Source organism: Micromonospora sp. ATLC20 (genome assembly GCF_057196585.1).
In genome coordinates this window covers 20,034-42,235 of record NZ_JBXUOV010000004.1, presented here as the reverse complement: position 1 = coordinate 42,235, position 22,202 = coordinate 20,034, and the positions used below count along the sequence as shown (strand labels likewise).

General features: G+C 72.9%; 18 protein-coding genes. 5 read left to right on the top strand and 13 right to left on the bottom strand.

What is annotated here, in order from left to right:
- Positions 1 to 40 precede the first annotated feature (40 nt).
- Positions 41 to 1,909: a DNA helicase RecQ gene (gene recQ, locus AC2CHG_RS02165; RefSeq protein WP_402808838.1), complete on the top strand. Its 1,869-nt coding sequence runs from the start codon at positions 41 to 43 to the stop codon at positions 1,907 to 1,909.
- Between the two features lie 102 nt (positions 1,910 to 2,011).
- Here the strand turns inward: recQ and AC2CHG_RS02160 are convergent, their stop codons facing one another.
- From AC2CHG_RS02160 to rsgA, 5 genes are all read right to left on the bottom strand, one after another.
- Positions 2,012 to 2,668, bottom strand: coding sequence for a C39 family peptidase (locus tag AC2CHG_RS02160; protein ID WP_484524053.1), 657 nt, complete (start codon positions 2,666 to 2,668; stop codon positions 2,012 to 2,014).
- 840 nt (positions 2,669 to 3,508) lie between these two features.
- A complete protein-coding gene (uvrC, locus tag AC2CHG_RS02155; protein ID WP_262014692.1) occupies positions 3,509 to 5,455 on the bottom strand; it encodes an excinuclease ABC subunit UvrC in 1,947 nt (648 codons plus the stop codon).
- Positions 5,456 to 5,531: 76 nt separating this feature from the next.
- Complete coding sequence (locus AC2CHG_RS02150; RefSeq protein ID WP_262014691.1) at positions 5,532 to 6,020, bottom strand: Rieske (2Fe-2S) protein; 489 nt, start codon at positions 6,018 to 6,020, stop codon at positions 5,532 to 5,534.
- A 100-nt stretch (positions 6,021 to 6,120) separates the two neighbouring features.
- The gene (gene uvrA, locus AC2CHG_RS02145) at positions 6,121 to 9,063 is read right to left on the bottom strand and encodes an excinuclease ABC subunit UvrA (RefSeq protein ID WP_357209349.1); all 2,943 of its coding nucleotides are present in this window, start codon (positions 9,061 to 9,063) and stop codon (positions 6,121 to 6,123) included.
- Positions 9,064 to 9,272: 209 nt separating this feature from the next.
- Complete coding sequence (gene rsgA, locus AC2CHG_RS02140) at positions 9,273 to 10,352, bottom strand: ribosome small subunit-dependent GTPase A (RefSeq protein ID WP_484524052.1); 1,080 nt, start codon at positions 10,350 to 10,352, stop codon at positions 9,273 to 9,275.
- 237 nt (positions 10,353 to 10,589) lie between these two features.
- Between rsgA and AC2CHG_RS02135 the strand changes: the two genes are divergently transcribed.
- Positions 10,590 to 11,306 (top strand): maleylpyruvate isomerase family mycothiol-dependent enzyme, encoded by a 717-nt coding sequence (locus AC2CHG_RS02135; RefSeq protein WP_262014688.1) that lies wholly within the window; start codon positions 10,590 to 10,592, stop codon positions 11,304 to 11,306.
- A gap of 8 nt (positions 11,307 to 11,314) precedes the next feature.
- Positions 11,315 to 11,968, top strand: a complete 654-nt coding sequence (locus AC2CHG_RS02130; RefSeq protein ID WP_135241188.1) for an MBL fold metallo-hydrolase — start codon at positions 11,315 to 11,317, stop codon at positions 11,966 to 11,968.
- Between the two features lie 45 nt (positions 11,969 to 12,013).
- Here the strand turns inward: AC2CHG_RS02130 and AC2CHG_RS02125 are convergent, their stop codons facing one another.
- Both AC2CHG_RS02125 and AC2CHG_RS02120 read right to left on the bottom strand, forming a co-directional pair.
- The gene (locus tag AC2CHG_RS02125; protein WP_484524051.1) at positions 12,014 to 12,622 is read right to left on the bottom strand and encodes a DedA family protein; all 609 of its coding nucleotides are present in this window, start codon (positions 12,620 to 12,622) and stop codon (positions 12,014 to 12,016) included.
- 89 nt (positions 12,623 to 12,711) lie between these two features.
- Positions 12,712 to 13,386, bottom strand: a complete 675-nt coding sequence (locus AC2CHG_RS02120) for a class I SAM-dependent methyltransferase (RefSeq protein WP_262014686.1) — start codon at positions 13,384 to 13,386, stop codon at positions 12,712 to 12,714.
- 181 nt (positions 13,387 to 13,567) lie between these two features.
- Here AC2CHG_RS02120 and AC2CHG_RS02115 point away from each other — a divergent pair, with 181 nt between their 5' ends.
- On the top strand, positions 13,568 to 13,771 hold the full coding sequence (locus AC2CHG_RS02115; RefSeq protein ID WP_013287480.1) for a cold-shock protein: 204 nt from the start codon (positions 13,568 to 13,570) through the stop codon (positions 13,769 to 13,771).
- 49 nt (positions 13,772 to 13,820) lie between these two features.
- On the opposite strand, the gene AC2CHG_RS02110 is transcribed toward AC2CHG_RS02115, so the two are convergent.
- The 5 genes from AC2CHG_RS02110 to AC2CHG_RS02090 all read right to left on the bottom strand — a co-directional run bounded on the left by AC2CHG_RS02110 (position 13,821) and on the right by AC2CHG_RS02090 (position 19,011).
- The gene (locus AC2CHG_RS02110) at positions 13,821 to 15,095 is read right to left on the bottom strand and encodes an MFS transporter (RefSeq protein ID WP_484524050.1); all 1,275 of its coding nucleotides are present in this window, start codon (positions 15,093 to 15,095) and stop codon (positions 13,821 to 13,823) included.
- Positions 15,092 to 15,667 (bottom strand): ArsR/SmtB family transcription factor, encoded by a 576-nt coding sequence (locus AC2CHG_RS02105; RefSeq protein ID WP_262014684.1) that lies wholly within the window; start codon positions 15,665 to 15,667, stop codon positions 15,092 to 15,094. Before AC2CHG_RS02105 ends, AC2CHG_RS02110 begins: the two co-directional genes overlap by 4 nt.
- A 97-nt stretch (positions 15,668 to 15,764) precedes the next feature.
- On the bottom strand, positions 15,765 to 16,673 hold the full coding sequence (locus AC2CHG_RS02100; RefSeq protein ID WP_463840155.1) for a hypothetical protein: 909 nt from the start codon (positions 16,671 to 16,673) through the stop codon (positions 15,765 to 15,767).
- Between the two features lie 170 nt (positions 16,674 to 16,843).
- A complete protein-coding gene (locus AC2CHG_RS02095) occupies positions 16,844 to 18,493 on the bottom strand; it encodes a CocE/NonD family hydrolase (protein ID WP_484524049.1) in 1,650 nt (549 codons plus the stop codon).
- Positions 18,494 to 18,495: 2 nt separating this feature from the next.
- The gene (locus tag AC2CHG_RS02090; protein WP_262014697.1) at positions 18,496 to 19,011 is read right to left on the bottom strand and encodes a MarR family winged helix-turn-helix transcriptional regulator; all 516 of its coding nucleotides are present in this window, start codon (positions 19,009 to 19,011) and stop codon (positions 18,496 to 18,498) included.
- Positions 19,012 to 19,148: 137 nt separating this feature from the next.
- Here AC2CHG_RS02090 and AC2CHG_RS02085 point away from each other — a divergent pair, with 137 nt between their 5' ends.
- Positions 19,149 to 21,275 (top strand): MMPL family transporter, encoded by a 2,127-nt coding sequence (locus AC2CHG_RS02085; protein ID WP_484524048.1) that lies wholly within the window; start codon positions 19,149 to 19,151, stop codon positions 21,273 to 21,275.
- Positions 21,276 to 21,329: 54 nt separating this feature from the next.
- Here the strand turns inward: AC2CHG_RS02085 and AC2CHG_RS02080 are convergent, their stop codons facing one another.
- Complete coding sequence (locus AC2CHG_RS02080) at positions 21,330 to 22,199, bottom strand: lytic transglycosylase domain-containing protein (protein WP_484524047.1); 870 nt, start codon at positions 22,197 to 22,199, stop codon at positions 21,330 to 21,332.
- Positions 22,200 to 22,202 lie beyond the last annotated feature (3 nt).

Here is a 22,202-nt window from a genome sequence, read left to right as displayed (position 1 = left end):
CCGGACGGGCGCTGTCGGGGGACGCTCGTAGACTGCGCAGATGGTCTCCCCCACCGACGAGCGGACCACCTCCGCAGCGGCCGGCTCCCCACCGACCGGCGACGCGCTCGACGTGTTGCGGCGGGTCTTCGGGTACGACGCCTTCCGCGGCTTTCAGCAGGAGGTCGTCGAACACGTGGTGACAGGCGGCGACGCGCTGGTGCTGATGCCCACCGGTGGCGGCAAGTCGCTGTGCTACCAGATCCCCGCGCTGGTCCGCGACGGCGTGGCGGTGGTCGTCTCGCCGCTCATCGCGCTCATGCAGGACCAGGTCGACGCGCTCACAGCGGTCGGCGTCCGGGCCGGGTTCCTCAACTCGACCCAGGATCCCGCGCAGCGGCGCCGGGTCGAGGCGGCCTACCTCGCCGGTGAGCTGGACCTGCTCTACCTCGCCCCGGAAGGGCTGGCCGTGCGGTCCACGCTCGGCCTGCTGGAACGCGGCCGGATCGCGCTGTTCGCGATCGACGAGGCGCACTGCGTCTCGCAGTGGGGGCACGACTTCCGCCCCGACTACCTCAACCTGTCGATGCTGCACGAGCGCTGGCCGGACGTACCGCGGATCGCGCTGACCGCCACCGCGACCCGGGCCACGCGCACCGAGATCGCCACCCGGCTGCGGCTCACCGAGGCCCGGCACTTCGTCGCCAGCTTCGACCGGCCCAACATCCAGTACCGCATCGTCCCCAAACGGGAACCGCGCAAGCAGTTGCTCAGCCTGCTGCGCGACGAACACCCCGGCGACGCCGGCATCGTCTACTGCCTGTCCCGGGCCTCGGTGGAGAAGACCGCCGACTTCCTGGTCGCCAACGGCATCCCCGCGCTGCCGTACCACGCCGGGCTGGACGCCTCGACCCGCGCCGCCAACCAGCAGCGCTTCCTGCGCGAGGACGGCCTGGTCATGGTCGCCACCATCGCGTTCGGCATGGGCATCGACAAGCCCGACGTACGCTTCGTCGCCCACCTCGACCTGCCGAAGTCGGTGGAGGGCTACTACCAGGAGACCGGCCGCGCCGGGCGTGACGGGCTGCCATCCACGGCCTGGCTGGCGTACGGGCTCCAGGACGTGGTCCAGCAACGCAAGATGATCGAGACGTCCGAGGGCGACCTGGCGCACCGGCGCAACCTCGCCGCCCACCTGGACGCGATGCTGGCGCTCTGCGAGACGGTCCGCTGCCGCCGCGCCCAGCTGCTCGAATACTTCGGCGAGACCGGCGTGGCCGACTGCGGCAACTGCGACACCTGCCTCGAACCGCCGGAGTCCTGGGACGGCACCGTCGCCGCGCAGAAGCTGCTGTCCACCGTCTTCCGGCTCGACCGCGAGCGCAACCAGCGGTTCGGCGCCGGGCACAGCATCGACATCCTGCTCGGCAAGCACACCGACAAGATCGACCAGCACGGCCACGACGCGCTCAGCACGTTCGGCATCGGCACCGAGCTGCGCGAGGCGGAGTGGCGTGGCGTGGTGCGGCAACTGCTCGCCGAGGGCCTGCTCGCGGTCGAGGGCGACTACGGCACGCTGGCGCTGACCGACGCCAGCGCGGACGTGCTCGGCCGCCGCCGTACCGTGACGCTGCGCAAGGAGCCCGAGCGCCCGGCCGGCCGGTCCGCCAAGCCGCGGGGCGCGGCCACTGTGGTCGCCGACCTCTCCCCCGCCGCCGCGCCCGTCTTCGAGCGGCTCCGCGCGTGGCGTGCGGCCACCGCCAAGGAACAGGGCGTCCCGGCGTACGTCATCTTCCACGACGCGACCCTGCGGCAGATCGCCGCCGAGCCGCCCGCCTCCCTCGCCGAGCTGTCCCGGTTCAACGGGGTCGGCGAGAACAAGCTCGCCAAGTACGGCGAGGCGATCCTGGCCGTCCTCGCCGAGTCCTGACGCAGGCGCACGGAAGGGCCCGGCCCCTCGTGGTGGGGGTCGGGCCTTTCCGGTGTGCGTGCTGTCGCTATTGCTCTGCAGCCATATGGGCGGCGGTGTTGCCTAGCTGGTGCTGTAGCCGCGGGTGGCGATCCAGTCGGCGAGGTTGTCGATGTTCATGCGGTAGGTGGCGGTGTTCGGGTCGGCGCTGTCGGCGATGGTGACGGTGTGGCCGTCGTCGCGGTAGCCGATGACGCTGATGTAGTGGCCGCCTTCGAAGGAGTGGGTGGTGCCGTCGGTGTCGGTGGCGGTGCCGGCGATGTTGGCGACGACGGCCCGGCCGGCGTCGACGGTCTTGACGACGTCGGCGCGAAGCTTGTCGGTCTGCTTGTCGTCGGCCTTGGGGGTGCTGATCTCGACCGACTTGTAGGCGTCCTTCGCGCCGGTCTCCTTGTTCAGCACGGGGGTGATGTCGTTGATGGAGTTGGTGCCGGCCTCGGTGGTGCCCATCTCCTTGGCCATGGCGTGTACGTCGATGTTCTTGCCCTGCACGGACAGGGCGTTGCGGGCGGCGGCGGGGCCGCAGAAGTAGAAGTTGGGCTGGGCTTCGTAGCGCACGTCGAGTTCCCGCTCGCCATGACCGCTCTTGCGGTCGGCGACGATGGCGGCCTTCTCGGCCGGGGCGGCGTGGGCGGCGATCGCGGGGCCGGCGATGCCTCCGGCGGTGGCGGCGATACCGGCAGCGGTCAGAACGGTCTTGCGCAGCAGAGTGGTAGCCATGATGGTTGCCTCCCTGGTCGGGGGAAAACCGCGGCGATAGGGGATGCCGCGAGAAGGGGGAAAGTCTTCGGGGGGTGCCCGTCGGAAGAGGGCTGTAGCGGCGCGGGCGGCCGGGGGGCCTGCTCCGCGGCTCGGGGGGTGTAACGACGTGCGGGCCGGGGTCATTCCCGGGGACGGCGGGGTGCCCGTCGCCCGGGGGATGTAACGACGACCGGGCCGGGCCGATTCCCTGACCTGCCGTGGGTGCCGGGCGGGCCGATGTTCGGCGCTCGGTTCCGGTGCCGCGGGGCTCAGCCATGTACAACGCCCCGCGCCCGCCACCGATTCCACCCGCACGATGGCACCGACCACAGCCACGCCCCCGCATGAACCGGACACAGCTCACCAAACCACCCGCCCTCGGTGCGATGGCCCCGGCCTGGTGCGGGATGGAGTCCGCGAAATGCCGACATCGAACGCCAGCCGTCACAGATCCACTCGACCACATGCGCGATCTTGCAGTTTGGTACCCGGCAAACCTCGCAAAGCTGGCATCCCTGGGGCACCAAGTGCAAGATCGCGTGGGGCCTGGGCGTGGGCGGCCCGCCGGTACAAGCCCCGCGCGGTGTGCGAGATCTTGGTACCGAATGGCCCCTATGGGGGCTCTTCCGTACCAAGATCTGCCACCGCTTTCAGAATGTGGACAGAGGTCGCACCAGGCGGGAAGCCGTCCATCAGTGGAACGCCATGGGTGTCAAACGGGGGCGGAGACACCCATGGGGTTCCAGTCGGGCGTGACGGGTGACGTGCCGGCAAAGCCGGACAGCGAGCAAGCCCGAGGGCGGGCGTGAGCGCGAAGGGTCAGGGACGGGGGGCGGCTTCGGTGGGGGTGGAGCCGTCCAGCGCGGCCAGGATCGCCTCGGCCGTACGCCTGCCGACCCCGGGCACCTCGGTGATCTCCTCCACCGTGGCGGACGACAGCCGCTTCAGCGAGCCGAAGTGCCGCAGCAGCGCCTTACGGCGTACGTCACCGAGGCCGGGCACGTTGTCCAGCGCCGATTCGGTCATCCGCTTGGAGCGCCGCTGCCTGTGGAACGTGATGGCGAAGCGGTGCGCCTCGTCACGGACGCGCTGCAGCAGGTAGAGCGCCTCGGAGGTGCGCGGCAGGATCACCGGGAACTCGTCGTCGGGCAGCCAGACCTCCTCCAGCCGCTTCGCCAGCCCGCACAGCGCCACGTCGTCGATGCCCAGCTCGGCGAGCGCCTTCGCGGCGGCGGCGACCTGGGGCGGGCCGCCGTCGACCACGACGAGCTGCGGAGGGTACGCGAACTTGCGTGGCCGCCCGGTGGTCGGGTCGATGCCGGGCCGGTCGGGGTCGGAGGCGGTCTCCTCGCCCAGCTCGCCGGTCTCGGCGCGGGCGTCGAGGTAGCGGGCGAAGCGCCGCCGCAGCACCTCGGACATGGCCGACAGGTCGTCGGTGGCGCCGCGCACGATGAACCGGCGGTATTCGCTCTTGCGGGGCAGCCCGTCCTCGAACACGACCATGCTGGCGACCACGTCGGTGCCCTGGATCTGGGACACGTCGAAGCACTCGATGCGCAGCGGCGAGGTGTTCATGGCGAGCGCGTCGGCGATCTCGTCGAGCGCCTGGCTGCGGGTGGTCAGGTCACCGGCCCGCTTGAGCTTGTGCCGGGCCAGCGCGTCCTTGGCGTTGCGCTCGACGGTCTCCAGCAGCGACCGCTTGTCGCCGCGCTGCGGCACCCGCAGCGACACCCGGCTGCCCCGGCGGGCGGTGAGCCAGTCGGCGAGCGCGTCGGCGTCGCCCGGCAACTCGGGGACGAGCAGTTCGCGGGGCACGTCGGCCTCACCCTGCTCGCCGCCGTACACCTGGGTGCAGAAGTGGTGCACGAGGTCGCCGGTGGTCAGTTCCTCGGTCTTCTCCACCACCCAGCCGCGCTGGCCACGCACCCGGCCGCCGCGGACGTGGAAGACCTGCACGGCGGCTTCGAGCGGGTCGTCGGCGAACGCGACCACGTCGGCGTCGGTGCCGTCGCCGAGCACCACGGTCTGCTTCTCCATCGCCCGGCGCAGCGCCGCGACGTCGTCGCGCAGCCGGGCGGCCCGCTCGAACTCCAGCTGCTCGCTGGCGTCGAGCATCTCCTTCTCCAGCCGCCGGACCATGCTGTCGGTGCGGCCGGCCATGAAGTCGCAGAAGCCGTCGACGATCTCCCGGTGCTGTTCGGCGGTGACGCTGCCGACGCACGGCGCCGAGCACTTGCCGATGTAGCCGAGCAGGCAGGGCCGGCCGACCTGGCCGGCCCGCTTGAACACCCCGGACGAGCAGGTCCGCGCCGGGAAGACCCGCAGCAGCAGGTCGAGCGTCTCGCGGATCGCCCAGGCGTGCGAGTACGGCCCGAAGTAGCGCACGCCCTTGCGCTTCACCCCGCGCATCACCTGCAACCGGGGGTATTCCTCGTCGAGCGTGACCGCGAGATAGGGGTACGACTTGTCGTCGCGGTAGCGGACGTTGAACCGGGGGTCGTACTGCTTGATCCAGGTGTATTCCTGCTGGAGCGCCTCGACCTCGGTGGCCACGGTGATCCAGTCGACCGACTCGGCGGTGAACACCATCTGCCGGGTGCGCTGGTGCAGGCCGACCGGGTCGGCGAAGTAGGAGTTGAGCCGGCTGCGCAGGTTGCGCGCCTTGCCGACGTAGATCACCCGGCCGGTGCCGTCGCGGAAGCGGTAGACCCCTGGCGACTCCGGGATGGTGCCGGGCGCGGGACGGTAGGTCGAGGGGTCAGCCACGGTGTCAAGCCTAGTCCGCACCCCTGACAGGCGACCGTAGCCGCGTCCCCGCCGGCCGACGGGGACGCGGAACGGGTCAGGCCAGCTTGATCTGGTCGCCGTCGACCTTGATCTCCTTCGCCGCGAGCGGCTTGGTGGCCGGGCCACCCTTCACCGAGCCGTCGACGATCGAGAACCGGCTGTTGTGGCAGGTGCAGTTGATCGTGCCGCCGTCGACGTTCGACACCGGGCAGCGCTGGTGCGTGCAGATCGGGTCGAACGCCTTGAACTGGCCGGCCTCGGGCTGGGTGATCACCACGCCCTGGCTGGCGAAGACGGCGCCACCGCCGACCGGGATGTCCGAGGTGCGCGCCAGCGCACTGCTGCCGTCCCGGTCGCCGCCGCCGGCGTCCCCGGTCGCGGTGGCGCCGGGCGGGCCGCCGCTGGTCGGGGCCTGCCCGGGGGACGCGTCGTCGTCACTGCCGCAGCCCGCGAGCACCACGGCTGCGCCCACCGCGCCGGCTCCGGCGAGCAGACTGCGGCGGCTCTGGGTGAACGGTCGGGTCAGCGCCTGATCATCACTCATGTCCGGCCTTTCTCTCGGCTTACTGCGGAACACGCACAAGCTTGCGGCACGGTTCATATTGACGCGTCAACGAACCGGGAGCCGCGTTGAAGGACGCCGGTCAGCGCGCCCCGGCGGGGACCTTCCGGGTCCGGGACTTGGCGCTGCCGTTGGCCTTCGCCGCCCGGGTGGTGGCCGCCTTGGCGCCCTTGGCCTCGCCGTCGAGCTTGAGGATCGGCCGCAGGAACTGCCCGGTGTGGCTCTCCGGCACCTCGGCGACCTCCTCCGGCGTGCCGGTGGCGAGCACCGTGCCGCCCCGGTGGCCGCCCTCGGGGCCCATGTCGATGAGCCAGTCGGCCGTCTTGATCACGTCGAGGTTGTGCTCGATGGTGATGACCGTGTTGCCCTTGTCGACCAGGCCCTCCAGCACCATCAGCAGCTTGCGGATGTCCTCGAAGTGCAGGCCGGTGGTGGGCTCGTCGAGCACGTAGACGGTGCGGCCGGTGGAGCGCTTCTGGAGTTCGGAGGCGAGCTTGACGCGCTGCGCCTCGCCGCCGGACAGCGTCGGCGCGGGCTGGCCGAGGCGGACGTAGCCGAGGCCGACGTCGACGAGCGTCCGGAGGTGCCGGTGGATGGCCGGGATGGCGGAGAAGAACTCGGCCGCCTCCTCGATCGGCATGTCCAGCACCTCGGCGACCGTCTTGCCCTTGTAGTGCACCTCGAGCGTCTCGCGGTTGTAGCGCGCGCCCTTGCACACCTCGCAGGGGACGTAGACGTCCGGCAGGAAGTTCATCTCGATCTTGATTGTGCCGTCGCCGGAGCACGCCTCGCAGCGCCCGCCCTTGACGTTGAACGAGAACCGGCCCGGGCCGTACCCCCGGACCTTGGCCTCGGTGGTCTCGGCGAACAGCTTGCGGACGTGGTCCCAGACGCCGGTGTACGTGGCGGGGTTGGAGCGCGGCGTCCGCCCGATCGGCGACTGGTCCACGCCGACGACCTTGTCCACGTTCTCCAGGCCGGTGATCCGGGTGTGCCGGCCGGGCACCAGCCGGGCGCCGTTGATCTGGTTGGCGAGCACGGTGTAGAGGATGTCGTTCACCAGCGTCGACTTGCCCGAGCCGCTGACGCCGGTGACCGCGATGAGCTGGCCGAGCGGGAAGCTCACGGTGAGGTTGCGCAGGTTGTGCTCGCGCGCGCCGTGCACCACCAGTTCGCGCCCCGGGGTCTGTGGCCGACGGCTGGCCGGCGTCGGGATGGCCTTGCGCCCGGCCAGGTACGCCCCGGTGACCGACTCGGTGTTGTCCAGCAGCGCCGGCACCGACCCGCTGTGCACGATCTTGCCGCCGTGCTCGCCCGCGCCCGGGCCGATGTCGACGATCCAGTCCGCGACCCGGATGGTGTCCTCGTCGTGCTCGACCACGATCAGCGTGTTGCCCAGGCCGCGCAGCCGCAGCAGCGTCTCGATGAGCCGGTGGTTGTCCCGCTGGTGCAGGCCGATCGACGGCTCGTCGAGCACGTAGAGCACGCCGACCAGACCGGAGCCGATCTGGGTGGCCAGCCGGATGCGCTGGGCCTCACCGCCGGAGAGCGTGCCGGCCGGGCGGTCCAGCGAGAGGTAGTCAAGACCGACGTCGAGCAGGAACTTGAGCCGGGCGTTGATCTCCTTGAGCACGCGCTCGGCGATCATCTTCTGCCGGTCGGTCAGCTCGATGCCGGCGAGCAGGTCGGCCGCCTCGCCGACGGAGAGGTTGCAGACCTCGGCGATGCTCTTGCCGGCCAGGGTGACCGCGAGCACCTCCGGCTTGAGCCGGGTGCCGCCGCAGGCCGCGCAGGGCACGTCCCGCATGTAGCCCTCGTACTTGTCCCGGGACCACTCCGACTCGGTGTCGGTGTGCCGGCGCTCGATCCACTGCACCACGCCCTCGAAGCCGGTGTAGTAGGAGCGCTCGCGGCCGTACTTGTTGCGGTAGCGCACGTGCACCTGGTCGTCGGAGCCGTGCAGGATCGTCTTCTGCGCCCGCGACGGCAGCGCCCGCCACGGGGTGTCGATGTCGAAGTGCTCGGCCTCGCCGAGCGCCTCCAGCAGCCGCAGGAAGTATTCGAGGTTGTGCCCGGTGGCCCAGGGCTGGATCGCGCCCTCGCGCAGCGTGCGCTCCGGGTCGGGGATGACCAGTTCCGGGTCCACCTCCTTCTTGGTGCCGAGGCCGGTGCACTCCGGGCAGGCGCCGTACGGGGCGTTGAACGAGAAGACCCGGGGTTCCAGGTCCTCGATGGCGAGCGGGTGGTCGTTCGGGCAGGCCAGGTGCTCGGAGTAGCGGCGCTCCCGGGCCGGGTCGTCCTCCGGCAGGTCGACGAAGTCGAGCAGCACCAGGCCGCCGGACAGACCGAGCGCGGCCTCGACCGAGTCGGTCAGCCGCTGCTTGGCGCTCGGCTTGACGCTGAGCCGGTCGATCACCACCTCGATGGTGTGCTTCTCCTGCTTCTTGAGCTTCGGCGGCTCGGTCAGCGGGTGCACCACGCCGTCGACCCGGGCCCGGGCGTAGCCCTTGGCCTGGAGTTCGGCGAACAGGTCGACGTACTCGCCCTTGCGGCCGCGCACCACCGGCGCGAGCACCATGAACCGGGTGCCCTCCGCCATGGCCAGGACCCGGTCGACGATCTGCTGCGGGCTCTGCTTGGAGATCCGCTCGCCGCAGATCGGGCAGTGCGGCTCGCCGATGCGGGCGAACAGCAGGCGGAGGTAGTCGTAGACCTCGGTGATGGTGCCCACGGTGGAGCGCGGGTTGCGCGAGGTGGACTTCTGGTCGATGGAGACGGCGGGACTGAGGCCCTCGATGAAGTCGACGTCGGGCTTGTCCATCTGGCCGAGGAACTGCCGGGCGTACGACGACAGCGACTCGACGTAGCGGCGCTGCCCCTCGGCGAAGATGGTGTCGAACGCCAGGCTCGACTTGCCCGAACCGGAGAGCCCGGTGAAGACGATCAGGGCGTCCCGGGGCAGGTCGAGACTGACGTCACGGAGGTTGTGCTCGCGCGCGCCACGGATGATCAGTCGGTCGGCCACGGTGCGTGTGCTCCCGGAAGAAGAATATGAGGCGGATCTGTGCACCAGACGCCGGGTCTGGGTGGTTTTCACAGGTTGTCGGGGGCGCAGAGAAGACGCCCCGGCAACTCTAGCCCCGACGTATGACAACTTCCGTCGCGCGAACATTCCCCCAGCTCAGGCCGGTCGGGCGAGAACCACGCAGGTCCACCCGACCGGCCCGGGCCGGCTCAGAATGCCCCTGGTGCAGGCGGGGTCGCCGGACGTCCGGTACGTCGCCGCCCGGCCCGCCGTCCGCCCCGCCGTTCGGCCGCCAGCCGGGCCGCGCGGCGGCCGCCCTCGTGCTCGATCTCCCGCTGCAGCCGCCGCCAGCTCTCCCAGCGACGCACCGGCAGCTCGCCGTCGTCCAGCGCGGCCCGCACCGCGCAGCCCGGCTCGGCGTCGTGGGCGCAGTCGGCGTACCGGCAGCCGGCGGCCAGCTCGGTGATGTCGGCGAACGCCCGGTCCAGCCCGGCCGCGCCGTCGAGCAGGCCGACCGCCCGTACACCGGGGGTGTCCAGCACCGCTCCCCCACCCGGCAGCGGCACCAGCGACCGCCAGGTGGTGGTGTGCCGGCCCTTGCCGTCGACCCGGCGGATCGCCTGGGTGCGCATCACGTCCGCCCCGGCCAGCGCGTTGACCAGGCTCGACTTGCCGGCCCCGGAGGGGCCGAGCAGGCCGAGCGTGCGGCCCGGGGCGACGTGGCGGCGCAGCGGCGCCAGGCCGGTGCCCCGCTCGGCGCTGACCGGCAGCACCGGCACCCCCGGCGCGAGGTCGGCCAGTTGCCGGGCCACCGCCGCCGGGTCGGCGGCCAGGTCGGCCTTGGTGAGCACGACGAGCGGCTCCGCCCCGGATTCGTGCGCCAGGGAGAGCAGCCGTTCGATCCGCGCGGCGTCCGGTTCCGGGTGCACCGGCTCGACCACCGCGGCGGCGTCGAGGTTGGCGGCCAGCACCTGGCCGCCGGAGTCCTTGCCCGCGGTGCGCCGCACCAGCGCGGTACGCCGCGGCAGCACCACCTCCACCGTGACCGGGCCGTCCGGCCAGGTGGACAGCAGCACCCAGTCACCCGCGCAGGGCAGCGCGGTCAGGTCGCGGGCGGCGGCGGACAGCACGCCGCCGCCGAGGCTGGCCCGCACCGGCCCCTGCGGGCACAGCACGGTGCAGACGCCCCGGTCCACCCGGGCGACCCGCCCGTGACGGTGGCCGGCGCGCCGGTCGAGGTGGGCCGCCCAACCGGCGTCCCAGCCGAGGGCGGTCAGATCGAGAGTCATGGTGTCCTCATCGGTGTCGAGGGGAGATACGGCGGAACACACGCGCTGCGACCGGCATGCACACCACCTCCCCTCCGACTCCCGGTGCCGCGTTCGCGACGACGTGGACGCCGGCGCGTGCGGCGCCGGTCCGATGTCGTCGGCCCCGACGGTAGGTGTCCCGCCGACGCGCCGAAAGCGATTTCCCCCCGGGCACGGCCCGGTCCGGCCCGCTAGGGTCGGACGGGTGAGAACGCGATGACCGCCGACCCCCTGCTGCTGACCGGCCCGCTGGCCGAGGCGAACGACCGGCTGCTGCGTACCGTGTCCGGCCTGACCGCCGCGGACGTCGCGGCGCCCTCCCTGCTGCCGGGCTGGTCCCGCGCGCACGTGCTCACCCACCTGGCCCGCAACGCCGACGGGTTCGTCAACCTGCTCACCTCGGCGCGCACCGGCGAGGAGATCCCGATGTACGCCTCGGCGCACGCCCGCGCCGACGACATCGAGGCCGGCGCCGGGCGCGGCCCGGCCGACCTGCTGGACGACCTGCGCCGCAGCGGCCAGCGCTTCGACGCGGCGGTCGCGGCGATGCCCGCCGACGCGTGGGGCGCCACGGTGCAGACCCGGCGCGGCCCGTGGCCGGCGGCGATGCTGGTCTGGGGCCGGCTGCGCGAGGTCGAGGTGCACCACGTCGACCTGGCGGCCGGTTACCGGCCCGCGGACTGGCCGGACGCGTTCGCCCAGCGGCTGCTGCACGAGGTGGTGACCGGGCTGGCCGGCAATCCGGCCGCGCCGGCCATGGTGCTGCGTTTCGACGGCGCGGCGTCCGAACTCGTCGTGGGTGACCCCGAGGGGGCGCCCACGGTCACCGGCCCCGCGCCGGAACTCGCCGCCTGGCTCACCGGCCGGGGCGCGGGCGAGCTGCTCACCGTCGAACCCGACGGTCCTCTGCCGAACCCACCGGAATGGATCTGAACATCGTCATGACCTACACCGGAGACGTCACGCCCGGCGGTCCGCCGGCCGTGCGCGAGCTCGACCGGCTCACCGTCACCAAGCTGTCGGTGGGCCCGATGGACAACAACGCCTATCTGCTGCGCTGCAACGCCACCGGCGAGCAGGTGCTGATCGACGCCGCGAACGAGGCGCCGCGCCTGCTGGAGCTGGTCGGCGACGGCGGCCTGGCCGCCGTGGTGACCACGCACCAGCACATGGACCACTGGGTCGCGCTGGAGGAGGTGGTGGCCAAGACGGGGGCGCGCGCGCTGGTGCACGCCGACGACGCCGAGGGTCTGCCCATCGAGGCCGAGCGGCTCGCCGACGGCGACACGGTGCCGGTCGGTGACTGCGCGCTGGAGGTCATCCACCTACGCGGGCACACCCCGGGCTCGATCGCGCTGCTCTACCGCGACCCGGCCGGCACCCCGCACCTCTTCACCGGGGACTCGCTCTTCCCGGGTGGCGTCGGAAACACCGATCAGGACCCGGAGCGCTTCGGCCGGCTCATCGACGACGTCGAGGCCAAGCTCTTCGACCGGCTGCCGGACGACACCTGGTTCTACCCGGGCCACGGCAAGGACAGCACCATCGGCGCCGAGCGGCCCGCGGTGCCGCAGTGGCGCGCCCGCGGCTGGTGAGCACGCCCGGTCCGGCCTCCCCCGTGACGGCCGGGCCGGGCGCGGTCAGCCGATGACCGCCCGCAGCCGCCGCCGGGTGGCGAGCAGCACCGGGCCGGCCAGCAGCAGCCCGACCGCCATGGTCAGCACCGTCGGGTTCAGCGCCGCCGGCAGCAGGCCGGTCAGCGCCCGCGCGGCCAGCCCCAGCGCCACGTAGAGCCCCGCCCACGCGGTGGCCCCGGCCGCCGCGCAGACCAGGAACCGCCGGTACGACATCCGCAGCCCGCCCGCGGCCAGCGGCAGCAACGCGTTGAACACCGGCAGGAACGGCGCCACCAGCACGATCCGTCCGCCGCCACGGTGCAGCAGCGTCTCGGCGGCGACCCAGCGGGACTCGCCGATCCAGCCGCCCACCCGGCTGTCCCGCAGCCGCCCGCCCCAGCGCCGGCCGGCGAAGAAGCTCAGCGACCAGCCGGCCAGGCAGCCCGTGACCACCGCCGCGACGGTGAGCGCCCCACCGGCCGGACGACCCGCGCCGACCGCCGCGAGGACCGCGGCGTCGCCGGGCACCAGCACCCCGATCAGGGGTACGGCGTCGGCGAGCATGACCACGCCGAGCAGCCCCATCAGCAGGGTGGTGGGCAGCTCACCGGCGGCGGCCACGAGTTCGTTCATGAGCTGCACGCTATGTCCCGGCGGCACCCCGGCACATCGGGCATGATCCCCCAGTGGTCCCCGACACCCGGCCGGGGAGACCCCTAGGGTCAGCGGGGGCGGAGCACCTGCACCCGGCGGACCGGGGAGTCGACGGAGGGTTCGGTGGTCGGCACCGGATAGCTGGCCACCAGTTCCAGCCCGTCCGGCGGCAGGTGGCCCCGGTCCGGGTCGCCGACCAGCACCTGTACGCCGTGTGCGGCGCAGCGCCGCAGGTAGGGCAGGACCCGGGCGGCCAGCCCCGCGTCGTAGAGCGCGTCCCCTGCCACCAGCAGGTCGGCGCCCGCCACCCCGTCGAGCAGGTCGGCACCGTCGGCCGTCACCCGGACCCGGTTGGCCCGCGCGTTGACGGTGACCGCGGCCACCGCGTACGGGTCGATGTCGTTGGCGACCACCTCGTCGGCGCCGGCGAGCGCGGCGGCGATGGCGACCAGCCCCGATCCGGCGCCCAGGTCGAGCACCCGCCGCCCGGCGGCCAGCTCCGGGTGGTCCAGCAGGTGCCGGGCGAGCGCCTGCCCACCGGCCCACACCGACGCCCAGTACGGCGGCGGCAGCGACCGCCCGGCGGCGGCCTCCATCCGGGCCCACCACAGGATGGCGTCCTCGGCCAGGTGCAGACGCACCTCCGGCACGAACGGCGTACCGACCAGGCGCAGGCGGTCCGGGCCCGCGCCGGGCGCCGCGATCTCCTGCTCCAGGTCGGCCAGAGCCGTCTGCCTGCTCATCGGGGCAAGCATGCCGTGCCCGGCCCGACGGCGGGGTCTTTTTCCGGTCGCGCACGTATTCACGGGCGCGCCGCGCGCTTCCGGCAGCGGATTCCGGTCCGGACGGTTACTGTCGGGGTGGTACAGGGCGATCACCGGCCGTGGAGCCGATGCTCGCCCGCATTGGAACAGGGAGAGACGCATGGCAACCGGCACGGTCAAGTGGTTCAACTCGGAAAAGGGCTTCGGCTTCATCGAGCAGGACGGCGGAGGCCCGGACGTGTTCGTCCACTACTCGGCCATCCAGAGCAGTGGCTACCGCGAGCTGAACGAGGGCCAGAAGGTCGAGTTCGAGGTGACCCAGGGCCAGAAGGGCCCGCAGGCGGACAACGTCCGTCCGATGTAACGCGTGCCGGTGGCGGGGGGCGGGGCGCGCCCCCCCGCGCAGTGCATCCTCAGGACGGCGCGGCCGGCAGGTCGCGCCGTTTCCGTAGTGGCCCGGCCAGCAGGATCAGCGGGGTCAGCGCCAGCCAGGCGGTCATCGCCCGGATCGCGCCGCCCGGCCCCCAGACCGCGCCCAGCGCGCCGGCGAGCAGGGCGGCCAGCGGAATGGTGCCGTAGTTGAGCAGGTGCATGCTCACCGTCACCCGGCCGAGCAGCCGGTGCGGCGTGTACGTCTGCCGGAAGCTGCCCTTCACCACGTTGCCGACGGCGACGCCGAGGCTCACCAGCACCCCGCCGAGCACCAGCCAGCCGGTGCGCGCGCCGGGTCCGGCGAGTGGGATGAGCAGCGCGGGCGGGCCGGTCAGGGCGCCGGCGACCAGCAGCGTACGGGCGCTGCCGAGCCGGCGGGCCAGGCGTGCGGCGAGCGCGGCGCCGATCACGCCACCGAGGCTGGCGAGTCCGATCAGGAGGCCGACGAGGCCCGCCGGAAGGTCGGCCGAGCGGACCAGGAACACCACGAGCACCGCCTGGTAGCCGGTGAGGCCGATGTTGCTCGCCGCCCCGAAGACCGTCAGGACCCGCAGGTACGGGTCGCGGACGACGAACCGCAGCCCGGCGGCGACCTCGCGGCGCAGCGACGTCGACCCGGCCGGACGGTGCGGGCGGGGTTCGTCCGCGCGGATGCGGCGCAGGCACAGCGCGGACAGCAGGAAGCTGAACGCGTCCAGCGCCACCGCGGTCACCGCGCCGACAAGCTGGGCGACCAGACCGGCCAGTCCCGGCCCGACCAGGTAGCTCGCCGTCTGGGTGGCGTGCAGCCGCGCGTTGGCCTCGGGCACCTGCTCGGGACGCAGCAGCGTGGGCAGGTAGACCTGGTCGGCGGTCTCGAAGAAGACCCGGGCCAGGCCGGCGCCGAGCGCCACGATCAGCAGGTGCCCGACGGTGAGCAGCCCGGCCAGGGCGGCCACCGGCACGCTCGCGAACAGCGCCGCGGCGGCGAGGTCGGCGGCGATCATCACGGGCCGGCGACGGACCCGGTCGACCCACGCCCCGACCGGCAGGCCGGCGAGCAGCCACGGCATCCAGGCCGCGGCGGTGAGCACCGCCACCTGGAACGTGGTCGCGTCGAGCACCGCGACGGCGACCAGCGGCAGCGCCACAGCGGTCATGTTGCTGCCCACCGCGCTGACCGTGTGACCGGTCCAGAGCAGCCGGAAGTCGCGGTCCCGGAACAGCGGGCCGGGCGGCGCCTCGACCGGCCCGGACGTGCGCGCGGGAGCGGTCACGGCCGGCCCGGCACGCCGTGGGCGAACACGAAGACCGGCTCGCGGGGCTGCCCGTCCTCGGGCACCGGCCGGTCGGCCCACCTGGCGAACAGCGCGATCACCTCGCGGCTGAGTTCGGCCAGCTCGTCCGGGGTCAGGTGCAGCCACTTGTCGGTGCTGAACGGCCCCTCCCCCCACGCGGCGTGCGCCTCGTCGGGGGCGGCCTGCCAGGCGCGGACCAGCTCGGCGTGCCGCTCCAGGTTGAGCGAGCTGGCCGCGTCGGCCACCACCCGGGCCGCCGGGTCGTCGTCGAAGTCGCTGTTGGACCAGCGCACCCCGCGGTCGCGCAGCCGCCACCAGCGTTCCCGGCGGTCGCGGGCCAGCTCGGGCGCCTCGGCCAGCAGATCGGCGGCGGCGAGCACCTTGAGGTGGTGGCTCACGTTCGCGGGCGCCTGGCCGGTGTGCTCGGCAAGCATGCCGACGGTGCACGGGCCGTACACCTTGAGGACGTCCATGAGCCGGCGGCGCAGGGGGTGGGCGAGCGCGGCGAGCACCCGCGAGTCGGTGACCTGCCGGACGGAGGGCTGTTCCATGCGGCGAGCATGACATTAGCAAGAGTTGTTGCGCAATACCTCTTGCGGATTAGGAGAGGCCGGGGCGCCGCGACGCGACGGTCGCGGCGCCGGACGGTCAGGCGGTCAGCCGCCGGGACAGTTCGTCGGCGACGTCCCGGGCGATCTGCGGCGGGATGGCCTCGGCGATCTTCTCCGGCGGCAGGCCGGCCAGCACCCCGGAGACGATCTGCTCCTCGTCGGTGAAGTCCTTGCCGGACAGCTCGTTCACCTGCGCCACCAGCGCCGGCCAGGCGCGCAGCATCGCCAGCATCTGCTGCAACGGCGAGTTCGCCATCGGCGGGTTCACGAGCCCCGTGGTGTTGACCGGCGAGATGAGCCAGTTGCGCAGGTTCTGCAGGTCGGCCAGGACGTCGCCGACGGTACGGTTCTTGGCGCCGGTGTCGCGGATGAGCTTGTCGGTCTGTTCCATGTCGTCCTCCGGTTTCGCGATGGCGATCATCCCGATCGCGGTCAGGTAGCGGCGGAACAGCGGGGTCTGGTCCCGGCCCGCCTTCGTGGAGTCGCGGAAGAAGCTGAAGTGGGTGTGGAACAGGTGGCTGCTGTCGCCGCCGGTGCGCCGTCCCAGCCGGTCCCAGCGGCGTACGGTCCGCCCGTCCGGGGAGTAGATGATCTCCCGGATGTCCCGGGTGTCCGCCGCGTTCGCCACGCACTGCGCCACCATCCAGGTGGAGAACGTCCGCAGGTTGTGCGTGCCGCCGCCGGAGCGGACGGAGAACGTGCCGACGTCCAGCGCCGACGCGTACAGCGTGAGCCCGGACCGGTCCCGGTTGGACTCCACCACCGAGTAGTCGTTCGTGACGACCCGGTCGGAGCCGCAGTGGTAACCGCCGCGGTGGTTGACGTCGCCGACGATGCCGACCTCCGCCGGCTCCAGGTCGTCGGCGCGTACGGCCTTCTTGTCGACGTTGAGGTACGTGAGTAACAGGTTCCGGACGGCCAGCAGGTTCGCCGGGGCCGACGTCATGACAGATCCCCTTCCGATCGATGACCGGCGAGGGCACGACAATCACACCGCGTGATGACATGCGATCCGCGGACGCGCCCCGCCGGATAACTGCACGGCACCGGGCACTTGCTCCGAGCTTAACCACGGTTCGGCAGAAGTGCCCAGCTCAGGGGCGGTTTTTTGAACTATCAGCCCGCTGTGGACGGTGCCGGCACGAGCGGCAGCACCAGTGCCGAGGGATGCTCGCGATCGTGGAGGATCTCCCGCCATCCAGCACGGAGGGTCACAGCGGTGCCGAGCGGCTCACCGGTGCCGGGATTGCGCGCGTAGCGCGGATGGGCGCCGCCGGAGACCTGCACCCGCAGCCGGTGCCCGGGCGCGAAGCGGTACGACGTGGGCCAGAGCGTCACCGGCACGGCGACCACTCCGGACGGATCTCGCGGGAACCGGCCGGGCTCGACGCGGACCAGGCCGTCGCAGACGTTCCACGAGCGCCCGCGCCGGTCCACGTCGCACAGACGCACGAACACGTCCAGGTACGACAGTTCGCTGCGCAGGTGGACCTCGGCGCGTACCGGCCCGGCCACCTCGACCGGCTCACGCAGCGGCTCGCTGGTGTACGTCAGCACGTCCGGGCGCGCCTCGACCGGCCGGTTGTCCACCGCACCGGCCCGCTGGGCCACCAGCAGCGGGCCGCCGAGCGACGGGGTGGGGTCGGCCGGGTCGTACCAGATCCGGTCCGGCGCGCCGTGCTCCTGCGGCTCCGGGGCCAGCCCGCCGGCGGATCGCAGGTGCCATCGGGCGGGGGTGGCCGGTGGCGGCCAGTCCGGCAGGTCGCGCCAGCCGCCGCCGTCGCCGCCGACGTGCACCCGTACCGGCGCGCGGTCCGGCCCGGGCCGCCCGGCCAGGTGGGTGTCGAGCCAGTCCAGGCCCTCCCGCAGCGACGCCAGGAGCAGCCCCGGGCTGCCGTGCGTCCACGGCCCGACTACCAGGCGGGTCCGCGTCCCGGCGGCCCGCAGGCGGGCGTAGTCGTCGAGCTGGGCCGGCAGGAAGATGTCCTGCCAGCCGCTGACCATCGCCACCGGGGCCCGGACCTCGGTGATCCGGTCGCCGAAGACCCGGGTACGCCAGTAGTCGGCGCCGGGCGTGTGGTGGCGCAGCCACTCCTGGAAGAACGGCACCGTCACGCCGGTGGCGACCCGGTCGGCCTCGGCCAGCGGCAGGTGCGCCAGGGCCCGGGCGAGGCGGGGCTGGCCGCGCTTGAGTTCCCACTGGCGGGCCAGCCAGGGCACGGTCTGCGCCTGGAGCAGCTCGGCCCAGGTGAGCACCGTGTCCAGGGCGAACGACTCCCCCGCGTACGTCGAGTCGCGGGTGCCCGACGCGGTCACCACGGCGACCATCGCGCGCAGCTCGTCGCCCGCCTCGACGGCGAGCGCCCACTGCACGAAGCCCTGGTAGCTGGCGCCGAACATGCCGAACGCGCCGGTCCACCACCGCTGGCGGCGCAGCCAGTCGAGCGTGTCGAGACCGTCGTCTCGCTCGTGCACCAGCGGCGCGAACTCGCCGCCCGAGCCGAACGTGCCGCGGCACGACTGGATCACCACGTGGAAGCCCCGCTCGGCGATCAGGCGGCCGAGCAACCGGACCGGTCCGCCGCGCCCGTACGGGGTGCGGATCAGCACGCACGGCGCGGCGGGCAGGCCGGGCGCGTAGTGGTCGGTGCGCAGCGTCACTCCGTCGCGTACCCGGACCGGGATGTCCCGGGTGACGGTGACCCGCCCGGTGCGGGCGGCGGGCAGTCGCAGCGCCGCGGTGGCCGCCCGGGTGACCAGCCGCACGATCAGGCGTCTCCGGACGCGGCGCCACGGCGGGGCGCGGCGCGGATCTCGTCCCGGTGGGTGCGCATGGAGTGCACCATCTCGGCCATGAACCGGTGCACCACGGCCAGCTCGTCGTCGCTGAAGCGGTCCATCACGTCGTCGGTACGGCGGCCCAGCGGCCCGAAGAAGCTCTGCGCCAGCGTGGCGCCCCGGTCGGCGTAGTGCAGGAGGATCTTGCGGCGGTCGGCGGTGTCCCGGTCGCGCCGGATATGGCCGCCGCGCTCCAGGCGGTCGACGAGCGCGGTCACCGAGCCGGAGGAGATGTTGAGCGCCTCGCCGAGCCGGCCGGGGGTGATCGGGTCGCCCACCAGCTCGGCCTCCATCACCGCGATCAGGGCGTACAGGTCGGTGGCGTTGAGCCCGTGCAGCCCGGCGAACGCGTGCCCGATGTGCTGCGCGTCGACCGAGTAGCGGCGCAGGTCGTTTGTGATGTCGGCGACCATGCGACCGCGTGGGTCGTCGCGCCGCCGGTACATCCTGTGCGCCGCCACCGCTTGCCGCCACCCCCTGTCGAACAGCTCCGGTTGCAGCATAGAACCACCCCGGATAATCTCGCTTATCAAGATACTCGTTAAAAGAGAATTCCCCGCGATCAATACTGTGAGGGCATCAGATGTCTCTGTTCACCCGCGTCGTCCGGGGCCGGCTGGCCGCCTGGCTCACGCTGGCCGCCGCACTCGTCGTCGGCGTGGTCGCCTTCGGGCTACCGAAGCCGGACAATCCGGCGCCCGTCTCCGACACCGGCCTGTCCGTGGAGTGGCAGTCGACGCAGGTTGAGCGGCTCCAGGAACAGTTGCCCTCCAAGGACGCCCAGACCGCCCTGGTGGTGGTCAGCCGCGCCGACCAGGCCCCGCTGAGCGGGGCCGACCGCAGCGTGCTCGACGGCCTGGGCGGCGAGTTGAACTCGCTCGCCGCCGGCGGGCGGGTCTCCCCCGCCCAAGTCTCCCCGGACGGCACTGTGGCGCTGGTCGCGGTGCCGCTGTCCACCGAGGGCGGCCCGTCGGCGGTGGTCGACGAGGTGGAGAAGCTCCGCGAGGCGGTCGGTGACCTGCCCGGCGAGCTGACCGTCGAGGTCACCGGCGGCCCGGCGTTCACCGCCGACCTGGGCAAGGTGTTCCAGGGTGCGGACACCACGCTGCTGCTGGTCACCGCCGCCGTGGTGGCGGTGCTGCTGCTCGTCACCTACCGCAGCCCGTTCCTGTGGCTCGTACCGCTGCTGGTGGTGGGCGCCACCGAGCAGATCACGCTGCGCGTGGTGGAGTCCCTCGTCCCCGCCTTCGGCATCTACCTGCCCAGCGGTCAGGTCACCGGCATCGCCAGCGTGCTGGTGTTCGGCGCCGCCACCAACTACGCGCTGCTGCTCATCGCCCGCTACCGGGAGGAGCTGCGCCGCGAGGAGGACAGGTTCGCCGCCATGCGCTCGGCGCTGCGCCGTACCGCCGAGCCGATCCTGGCCAGCGGCAGCACCGTCGTCCTCGGCGTGCTCACGCTGCTGCTGTCCGAGCAGGAGACCAACCGGGCGCTCGCCATCGCCTGCGCCACCGGTGTGATCCTCGCCATGCTCTGCGCCCTGTTCGTGCTCCCCGCCGCCCTGCTGCTGTTCGGCCGGGGCCTGTTCTGGCCGTTCATCCCCCGCGTCGGCAGCGCCGCCCGCGAGGGCCGGATCTGGGGCCGCCTCGGCGAGCTGGTGGTCCGCCGGCCGCTGCCGGTCGCCGCGCTCGCCGTCCTGCTGCTCGCCGGCCTCGCCCTCGGCGGCCTCGGCATCCGCACCGGGCTGTCCGAGACCGAGCAGTTCAGCGAGAAGCCCGAGGCGGTCGCCGGAGCCGAGACGCTCGCCCGGGCGTTCCCGGCCGGCAGCACCCAGCCGGTCGCGGTGCTCACCACCCCGCAGGCCGCCCAGGCGGTCCTCGCCGCGGCCGGCGGCGTCGACGGGGTCGCCTCGGCCCGCCCCGGCGCCGCCGGGGACCGGGTCGCCCAGATCGACGTGGTGCTCACCGCCGAGCCGGGCAGCGCCGCCTCCGACCGGGCCGTGGTGGCGCTGCGCGACGCCGTGGCCGCCGTACCGGACTCCGCCCCGCCCGCCGTGGACGGCGCGGACGCCCCCGACGGCGCCCTGGTCGGTGGTTCGGTCGCCGCGACTTACGACTCGAACGAGGCGAACACCAAGGATCTCAAGCTGATCCTGCCGCTGATCCTGCTGCTGGTCGGCGCGGTGCTGGTGCTGCTGCTGCGCGGGATCCTGGCGCCGCTGCTGCTGGTGCTGACAGTCATCGCCTCGTTCTTCGCCAGCCTCGGCGCGGCCTGGCTGCTCTTCGACCACGTGCTGGACTTCCCGGCGCTGGACAGCGGAGTGCTGCTGCTCGCGTTCGTGTTCCTGGTGGCGCTCGGCGTCGACTACAACATCTTCCTGGTCACCCGGGCCCGGGAGGACGCGCGCCGCACCGGCACCCGCGACGGCATGCTGTCGGCGCTGCGGGTCACCGGCGGCGTGATCACCAGCGCGGGCGTGCTGCTCGCGGCGGTGTTCGCGGTGCTCGGCGTGCTGCCGCTGATCACCCTCACCCAGATCGGCATCATCGTCTGCGTCGGTGTGCTGCTGGACACGCTGCTGGTCCGGACGGTGCTGGTACCGGCGCTGGCGTTCCTGCTCGGCGACCGCTTCTGGTGGCCCGGCCGGATCACCCGGTCCGCCGACGCGCCCGCCACGACGCCGGCCGAGCCGGTCGCCGCGCGGAACTGACCGGACGGGCGGGGGCCGGCGCGTACGCCGGCCCCCGCCCGTTCGTCCGGTCGATCAGAAACTCAGGCACTCGCACTCGGTCATCAGCGCCCGCACGTTGCGCACGTACTGCGGGTTCGGGATGGTCAGCGGCTGATCCTCCCGCGCCACCGCGCCGTGCCCGTAGTTGTAGGCCGCGATCACGGCGTTGAGCAGGCAGGAGTTCAGCTCACTCGTGCACAGTGAGGCGTCGAGCCGGTAGTCGGACTCGAAGTACATGTCGCCGATGTACTTGGTCAGCCAGGCCAGGTAGGTGCCGCCCAGGTAGGCGTTGTCCCGGTAGGCGTCGATGTCGTACGACTGGCCGAAGCGCTGGTTCATCCACTCCGCCGTGGCCGGCATGACCTGCATCAGCCCGACCCCGCCGTCACAGGCGACGATGTTGGACTGCCACCCGCTCTCCTGCCAGGCGGTGGCCTTCATCAACGCCGACGGGATGCGGATGTCCGGCGCCGAGGTAGGCCAGTAGGTCCGCGCCGCCGCGTCGGCGAGCGCCGCCTTCACCTGGCTCTGACTGGCCTTGGTGCCCCGGTAGCTTGGCTTGCAGCCGTCGTCCACCGGCTTCGGCGGCGCCGGTGGCACCTGGGTCTCGGTCGGCGGCTTCGGCCGGGCCAGCGGCGCCGTGGTCGTGCGGGACGGCTTGGCCCGCGGCTTCGGTTTCGCCGACGCGCTCGGGCTGGGCCGGCCGCCCATCGCCGCGACCGCCGGTGGCTCGTCGCTCGGCGCGTCGGCCGGCGCCTCCTGCGGTTGCTCCGCCGGTGCCGCCGTGGGCAGGTCCGCAGCGACCTCCCGGACCGGCCGTTCCTCCTCGCCGCACGCCGTCAGCGTGGCCGCCGCGACCAGTGCCACCACCGTCACGGCCCACCGGCCGAGTCCTCGCCGCATCGG

Coding starts and splice junctions, on each gene's coding strand:
- recQ (WP_402808838.1), top strand. CDS start 41: ATGGTCTCCCCCACCGACGAGCGGACCACCTCCGCAGCGGCCGGCTCC.
- AC2CHG_RS02160 (WP_484524053.1), bottom strand. CDS start 2,668: ATGGCTACCACTCTGCTGCGCAAGACCGTTCTGACCGCTGCCGGTATC.
- AC2CHG_RS02150 (WP_262014691.1), bottom strand. CDS start 6,020: ATGAGTGATGATCAGGCGCTGACCCGACCGTTCACCCAGAGCCGCCGC.
- rsgA (WP_484524052.1), bottom strand. CDS start 10,352: ATGACTCTCGATCTGACCGCCCTCGGCTGGGACGCCGGTTGGGCGGCC.
- AC2CHG_RS02135 (WP_262014688.1), top strand. CDS start 10,590: ATGACCGCCGACCCCCTGCTGCTGACCGGCCCGCTGGCCGAGGCGAAC.
- AC2CHG_RS02130 (WP_135241188.1), top strand. CDS start 11,315: ATGACCTACACCGGAGACGTCACGCCCGGCGGTCCGCCGGCCGTGCGC.
- AC2CHG_RS02125 (WP_484524051.1), bottom strand. CDS start 12,622: ATGAACGAACTCGTGGCCGCCGCCGGTGAGCTGCCCACCACCCTGCTG.
- AC2CHG_RS02120 (WP_262014686.1), bottom strand. CDS start 13,386: ATGAGCAGGCAGACGGCTCTGGCCGACCTGGAGCAGGAGATCGCGGCG.
- AC2CHG_RS02115 (WP_013287480.1), top strand. CDS start 13,568: ATGGCAACCGGCACGGTCAAGTGGTTCAACTCGGAAAAGGGCTTCGGC.
- AC2CHG_RS02105 (WP_262014684.1), bottom strand. CDS start 15,667: ATGGAACAGCCCTCCGTCCGGCAGGTCACCGACTCGCGGGTGCTCGCC.
- AC2CHG_RS02100 (WP_463840155.1), bottom strand. CDS start 16,673: ATGACGTCGGCCCCGGCGAACCTGCTGGCCGTCCGGAACCTGTTACTC.
- AC2CHG_RS02090 (WP_262014697.1), bottom strand. CDS start 19,011: ATGTACCGGCGGCGCGACGACCCACGCGGTCGCATGGTCGCCGACATC.
- AC2CHG_RS02085 (WP_484524048.1), top strand. CDS start 19,149: ATGTCTCTGTTCACCCGCGTCGTCCGGGGCCGGCTGGCCGCCTGGCTC.
- AC2CHG_RS02080 (WP_484524047.1), bottom strand. CDS start 22,199: ATGCGGCGAGGACTCGGCCGGTGGGCCGTGACGGTGGTGGCACTGGTC.